Annotated in this window: 5 protein-coding genes and 1 pseudogene; all 6 read left to right on the forward strand. The window is 32.7% G+C overall.

Features of this window, described 5'->3' with window-relative positions; genetic code table 11:
* Nucleotides 1-41 precede the first annotated feature (41 nt).
* Nucleotides 42-1,364, forward strand: coding sequence for an aminopeptidase PepB (pepB, locus tag EV697_RS09385; RefSeq protein ID WP_132024973.1), 1,323 nt, complete (start codon nt 42-44; stop codon nt 1,362-1,364).
* 1 nt (nt 1,365) lies between these two features.
* Entirely contained in the window at nt 1,366-1,788 is a 423-nt protein-coding gene (gene ndk, locus EV697_RS09390; RefSeq protein WP_132024975.1) for a nucleoside-diphosphate kinase, read from the forward strand.
* A 244-nt stretch (nt 1,789-2,032) separates the two neighbouring features.
* The gene (locus EV697_RS09395; protein WP_132024977.1) at nt 2,033-2,974 is read left to right on the forward strand and encodes a sugar ABC transporter substrate-binding protein; all 942 of its coding nucleotides are present in this window, start codon (nt 2,033-2,035) and stop codon (nt 2,972-2,974) included.
* Nucleotides 2,975-3,066: 92 nt separating this feature from the next.
* Nucleotides 3,067-4,563, forward strand: coding sequence for a sugar ABC transporter ATP-binding protein (locus EV697_RS09400; protein WP_132024979.1), 1,497 nt, complete (start codon nt 3,067-3,069; stop codon nt 4,561-4,563).
* Between the two features lie 14 nt (nt 4,564-4,577).
* Nucleotides 4,578-5,555, forward strand: a complete 978-nt coding sequence (locus EV697_RS09405) for an ABC transporter permease (RefSeq protein WP_132024981.1) — start codon at nt 4,578-4,580, stop codon at nt 5,553-5,555.
* 64 nt (nt 5,556-5,619) lie between these two features.
* Nucleotides 5,620-5,960, forward strand: a pseudogene (gene tnpA, locus EV697_RS09410) (IS200/IS605 family transposase); the annotation flags it as partial.
* Between the last annotated feature and the right edge of the window lie 253 nt (nt 5,961-6,213).

Here is a 6,213-nt window from a genome sequence, read left to right on the forward strand (position 1 = left end):
AAATACAACGTAATATCAATATGTTATAAAAGGTTTATATTATGCAAATTACAATTTCTTTAACTCCAGCGAATGATAATTGGGGTAAAAAAGCATTACTTAGTTTTAATGATAATCAAGCAATCATTCATTTATCCAAAAAATCTGACCGCACTTTAATTCAAAAAGCGGCAAGAAAATTACGCAATCAAGGTATTAATGACGTGGAATTACTGGGCGATGAATGGGATATGGAAAATTGCTGGGCATTTTATCAAGGTTTTTATACCGCAAAACAAGATTATGCTATTGAGTTTCCTCACTTAGAAGATGAATATCAAGATGAGTTATTCGCAAGAATACAATGTGGTGACTTTGTAAGAGAAATCATTAATTTATCTTCATCAATTATTACTCCATTAGAACTAGCCAAACGGGCTATTGAATTTATTTCTGAACAAATAACAATGTATTCAGAAGTTAATGGCTGGAATGAAGATGTGCTGACAACAAAAATTATTTCTGGCGAAGAATTATTAACACAAGGTTATTTAGGTATTTGGAATGTTGGTAAAGGATCAATTAATTCTCCTGCACTTTTAGAGCTGGATTTTAATCCAACGGGCGATAAAAATGCACCTATCCTAGCTTGCTTAGTCGGTAAAGGTATTACTTTTGATAGTGGCGGTTACAGTATTAAACCAAGTGATGGTATGAGTACAATGCGTACTGATATGGGGGGAGCAGCATTATTAACGGGTTCATTAGGTATGGCGATTGCTGGAGGGCTTAATAAACGAGTTAAATTAATCCTATGCTGTGCAGAAAATATGGTAAGTAGTAATGCTTTCAAACTCGGAGATATTATTCACTATCGTAATGGTGTAACTGCCGAAGTATTAAATACTGATGCGGAAGGTCGTTTGGTATTAGCCGATGGCTTAATTAATGCTTCACAAGAAAAACCACAATTTATTATTGATTGTGCCACTTTAACAGGAGCAGCTAAAGTCGCCGTAGGTAACGATTACCATTCTATATTATCAATGGATGATAACCTTATTAACGAATTAGTTAATACTGCAAAAATAACGCAAGAGCCATTTTGGCGTTTACCATTTGAAGAATTTCATCGTTCACAAATAAGTTCATCATTTGCTGATATCGCCAATATAGGCACAGTACCGGTTGGTGCGGGAGCAAGTACAGCAACAGCATTCTTATCTTACTTTGTAGAAAATTATCAACAAAATTGGTTACATATTGATTGTTCTGCAACTTACCGTAAATCAGCAAGTGATTTATGGGCAACAGGTGCAACAGGAATTGGAGTACAAACAATCGCAAACCTATTGTTAAAAAAAGCAACTATACAAGGAGAATGATATGTTACAAAAAACATTATCAATAATTAAACCAGATGCAGTAAAACGTAATCTAATCGGTAGAATATTTACACGTTTAGAAGATAACGGTTTTCAAATTGTTGCCACAAAAATGCTACACTTGACAAAAGAACAAGCCGAAGGCTTTTATGCAGAGCATAAAGAGAGAGAATTTTTTAATGATCTTGTTGATTATATGATTTCGGCTCCTGTCGTTGTCTCTGTATTAGAAAGAGAAAATGCGATAAAAAACTACCGCACTTTAATGGGGACAACAAATCCTGCAGAAGCAGAGGTTGGTACGATTAGAGGTGAGTTTGGATTAAGTTTAAGACATAATTCTGTTCATGGCTCTGACAGTCTTGAAAGTGCAGAACGTGAAATCGCTTTCTTTTTTAGTGAAGCTGAAATTTTAAATCGATAATTCTATTTATCTCATTAATTTAGATGGGCGATATTTATATCGCCTAAATTTTATCCCTTTCATTTACTTATCACAAAACAGAAATATTATTTTGTGATAAACCTCTCAAATTCAAAGAAAAAAATAACTATTAATTGACTAAGTAATTTCTTTAGATTAGAAATGTGGTGTTATTTTTTAAATTATCCCGTAATTTGGTCATAAATTGAAAATAACTATATAACCGTCAAAATAGGAGCAAAAAATGAAAATCAAAAACATTGTATTAGGACTAGGGCTTAGTTTTGTCATCGCAATGAGTTCCGCTGCGGCAGACAAGCCTAGTGTTGGTGTTGTAATGAAATCACTTGCCAATGAATTTTGGAAAACTGTTGAGTTAGGCGCTAGAGAATATGCTGATAACAATAAAGATAAATTCTCTATGGAAGCTATCGGATTAAAAGATGAAAGTGATGTTGATACTCAAATAAATGCAATGGAAAGCTTTATTACTAAACAAGTGGATATTATCGCTGTAGCACCTGCCAATTCTGTCGCTCTTATTCCCTCAATTAAAAGAGCATTAGATGCAGGCATTATTGTTGTTAATTTTGATGTTCGCTTAGATGCTAAAGCGGCAAAACAAATGGGGCTACCAGAAGATTTTTTATTTGTTGGTCCAGATAATGAACAAGGTGCTTACGAAGTTGGTAATTTTTTAGGAAAAAATCTTAAAGAAAACGCTAAAGTATTTATTATTGAAGGTAATCCAGGCGCAGAAAACGCTATCGAGCGTAAACGTGGATTTATGAAAGCGGTAGAAGAGAATAAACTAAATCTTCTTGCTTCAAGAACTGCTCATTGGGAAACAGAAGAAGCAAATACATTAATGACAAATTTACTGACAAAATATCCTGATGTCGAAGGCGTTATGTGTGCTAATGACTCCATGGTACTAGGCGTTGTTAAAGCAATTGAAGCAGCAGGAAAGTCAGGTCAAATCAAAGTTGTTGGATTTGATAATATCGCACCAGTACAAGATTTAATGCGTAAAAATAAAGTAATGGCTAGTGAAGATTTCTTTGGAAAAGATTTAGCTGTTAATGCAATTAAAACTGGTTTAAGAATCTATAATGGTGAAAAATTATCAGGTTGGGTAAAAACACCAGTAAAACTAGTTACAGCTGAGGAATTGTCTAAAAAGTAATACTACTCGCTAATTTATCCGATCATTGAGATCGGATAAATTAGTTACAAAAAATTATCATTAATTATTACCTATTTGTCAGGAGCTGTAATATGACATCTTCGTTACTAACCATCAAAAATTTAAGTAAAAATTTCTCAGGAATTACAGTATTAGAAAATATAAATTTAACCATAGAAACTGGTAGTTGTCATATTCTAGCTGGGGAAAATGGTGCAGGGAAAAGTACTTTAATTAAAATCATTTGCGGTTATTACGCATTATCATCTGGGGAAATGCTATTTGAAGAACAGCCCTATCTACCACAATCTCCTCAAGATAGTATTAAAAAAGGTATTCGAGCCGTTTATCAAGAACTAAATCTACTTCCTCATTTAACAGTAGCTGAAAATATATTTTTTGATAAATTACCAAAAAACCGCTTAGGTCTAGTAAATAAAAAGATCTTATATCAAAAAACAGAAGAAGCTTTAGCTCGATTTGGATTGGACATATCCCCTGAGGCAACAGTTTCGCAGTTAGGTATAGCGCATATGCAATTAGTAGAAATTGCAAAAGCTTTATCTAGAGAAGCAAAACTACTTATATTAGATGAACCTACCGCCACCTTAACACCAAAAGAAATTGATAAATTATTTGCGATAATAAAAAAATTAAAAGCACAAGGTGTAACGATCATTTATATTTCTCATAGACTTAATGAATTAAAAGAGATTGGAGATAATATAAGTATATTACGTAATGGTACTATTGCTAAAACTTGCCCTATCAGTGAACTCACTACGGACGAAATTATTGAACATATGATAGGAAGATCTATAGATAAAGAATATCCATTTGATAGTAATATTCCAATTGGTAAAATATTACTTAAGGTAAAGAATATAACAACAAATAAAATTAAAAATATTAATTTTTCTACTCGACAAGGAGAAATTGTAGGGCTTGCAGGTTTAGTTGGCTCAGGACGAACAGAATTACTAAGAGCTATATTTGGTGCAGATAAAATAAAGCAAGGTGAAATTTTTATTAAAGATAAATTACAAGTAATAAACACTCCTAAAGAAGCGGTAAAAAAAGGAATGAGTTTTATCACTGAAGATCGTAAAAATCAGGGATTAATTCTTGATTTAGAAATTTATAAAAATATCAGTTTAACAACTATCGCTAGATATACTAATTATGGATTTTTAAAAAAGAATGAAGAGATTACATTAAGTGAAAAAAGTCGCTCTAATTTGCAAATAAAATCGGCATCTAATAACCAACATGCTCGTTTTCTATCTGGAGGAAATCAACAAAAAGTTATCTTTGCCAAATGGTTAAATACAGAAAGTGACATAATACTGCTTGATGAACCAACTAGGGGAATTGATGTTGGTGCTAAATACGAGATTTATTTATTGTTAAATGAACTTGCAAAAGACAATAAAACTATTCTTGTTGCTTCATCAGACATTCACGAATTAATAGGCATTTGTCATCGAATAATTGTTATGAGTAATGGTTCAATCAGCGGGGAAGTTTCTCGAGAAAATTTCGATCCAACTCATATCTTATCGCTATCTTATAAAAATTATTTATCTTAAAATTAGGTGAGCTTATGAATACAAAATCCATCTCTAGAGCCTTACTGAAAGAAGCAGGCATAGGTATTGCATTAATTATTTTAATAATATTCTTTGGAATATCTCATGAAAAATTTATCAGTATTAATAATATCTCTAATATTTTAACTCAAATCAGTATCAACACAATTATTGCGGCAGGAATGACTTTTGTAATACTACTTGGCGGTATTGATCTTAGTGTTGGCAGTGTTCTCGCTCTATGCGCCGTAGTTAGTGCAAAAATTTTAACATTGGAGGGACTATCAGATTTTTCAGCTATATCACTTGCAATTATAGCAAGCATTGTCTGTGGCACAGCCTGTGGCACAATCACTGGCTCTATTTGTGAAAAATGGCGTATACATTCCTTTATAGTAACATTAGGCATGCTAAATATTGCTAGAGGAGCAGCTCTCCAAATATCTGATGCAAGAACAATTTTTGGTTTCCCTATGAGCTTTAATAGTTTTGGAGCCACTAATATTTTTCATATTCCAGTAATATTTATAGTAGCTATTATCGTAGTTGTTATTGGCTCAATTACATTAAATAGAACAATTTTTGGTCGAATGATTTATGCGATAGGTAATAATGAAGAAAGCGTTCGTTTATCTGGACATAATCCTGTCAGTTACAAAATAATTGCTTTTGCAATTTGTGGAGCAGCTACTGGACTAGCGGCGATCATGTACATGCTGAGACTAAATATTGCAAATCCTATATTAGGTACAGGATTTGAATTAAATGCTATTGCTGCAGTTGTTATTGGTGGTACCTCATTATTCGGAGGGAAAGGTTCAATGCTAGGTACATTCTTAGGTGCATGTATCATGGGAGTACTAAGCAATGGTCTATTGTTAATGGGATTAGGAGACTTTACTCGACAAATCATAACTGGAGTTGTAATAATATTAGCTGTAATCTTAGATACTTACAGAAGTCGAATAGAAAAACAATTGGCTGATACTTAAAAAGACATTAAGTAAAAATACAACAAAATAACAATCCGCACGTGAAATGTGCGGTTTTTCGGCTACTCTATTGAGACAATTGTGTAATTACAAAAATGTTGAAATGATAGAAGCCTATACAATGAAATAGCATATTCATATGTTATTGAAAATCCCACCAAAACTATCGGTGTCGAGTTTTATGGAATATTTAAAAGGAAAATACTTCATTCATGATTTTTGAAAGGCATGCCAATCTAAAATATAAGTATGGAAACCAAAATTTTTCGGTCGAGAATATATTACGTAAGCACGATAGGTTTAAATATAAAAGTTGAGGAGGAATATATTAGAAATCAGGAAAAAGAAGATATGATTCAAGATAATTTATCGAAGAGAGAATATGTAGACCCCTTTAAGGTATAAGCAATAGAGTTATAATACAGTTGTTACGTGCCCTTTGAGGGATATGTGAAGTTCTAGCCCCTTATAGGCTACCTCTCAATTTTCCATAAATTACCTTTCATCTCGAATCTAGGCATAAAGACTATATGATACTTACCGTTCCATCTTGTGTATGATAAACTTGAATCGTCATTGGATTTATTTGCCATTGGCACATCCTCCTATATTTTGAATTTGGTTGTCAGCCTTCTTCATTATATCGGAGGATTTTTTC

It is taken from the genome of Bisgaardia hudsonensis (assembly GCF_004345785.1).
In the GTDB taxonomy this organism is placed as follows: domain Bacteria; phylum Pseudomonadota; class Gammaproteobacteria; order Enterobacterales; family Pasteurellaceae; genus Bisgaardia; species Bisgaardia hudsonensis.